Raw genomic sequence first — 1031 nt, 5'->3', positions numbered from 1 at the left:
GGGTCGTAGCCCCAGTTCAAGTGACGAATGGACTCTCGGGGATCCGATGACTGGTCATGGCGCGCGGCTGGCTGAGATGACGACGGGCCGGGTTTGTCCATCATCTCCCAAAGCAAATCCTGGTCGTAGCTTTCCACAGGAGGCAGCTCCTCTGGCCACCTGTCCGCTTCCTGCGACGCGCTGTGCTGGACAGCGGCGCTGCCGACGGGCATCGGCTCCATCCGCGGCGGGTTTTCGGGATCAGGAACGGGGAGGATATGGCGCTCGAGCTCCATCGCTTTAACGCCTGCCTGCGATTTTCGCAGATCAGCCAGTGCGGCACGGATATGCCGATCACCGGCGCCCTTCCTATAGATCTCGACATCGCCGTCCAATGACGTGCCGGAAAGCCGACCAGCAATGCCCGGCTTGTTGTTTTTACGCAGGTAGTCACTGAAACCGCGAAGAACAGCTGCATACACCCTGCCGGTCGATGTCCCTGCTTCCTTTTTGTACTCTTTGATGAGAGCCCCGTCCTGGGGGTGAGGATTAAGCTCAGGGCGACCTGTGATCGGCACGACTCCGCCCGTCGACTGGAAGGTCCGGAGATGGTCTATTGCCGCACGGAGTCTCCCGTAATGACCCTTTTCCATGGCCTCGCGCGCATCATCGGTCAGCGACTGGTCGTTGAGCCGAGCAGCAATCGGGTCTTTGTTATTTGCAAAGAGCCAGCGCCCGAACCTGCGAAGAGAAGATACATAGGCGTTGGCGGTGTTGGCGGCATTGCTGTCGCGGAGGCCCTTCTCAAGCCCCGAAATAAGGCCTACGTCCTCGGAATAAAGAGGCTGCTTGCTCCGCCCTGTCAAAACTCCAGCTGTCTGAGACGGTTGCAGTGTCGAGGCGGCCGGCATTGCTCTAATTCCACCTGAATTGGCGATCTCGCTCAGCTGCCGCTCAATGGCAAGACCGTGTAGATTGTCCAGGGTCCTCGGCCTCTTCGCTGGCCCCAACCCAGCTGTGTCACGCTCATCGTTGATGAGGACCTCCCCGCT

1 pseudogene is annotated in these 1031 nt (G+C 59.7%); it reads right to left on the bottom strand.

Going from position 1 to position 1031, the window contains the following annotated elements:
* Positions 1-890: pseudogene (locus tag AC04SG_RS32810) on the bottom strand (Ulp1 family isopeptidase); the annotation flags it as partial.
* Positions 891-1031 lie beyond the last annotated feature (141 nt).

It is taken from the genome of Mesorhizobium sp. CNPSo 4684, assembly GCF_057784315.1.
Note: the sequence above shows the minus strand (reverse complement) of the source record. Positions and strands in the feature narration are given on the sequence as shown.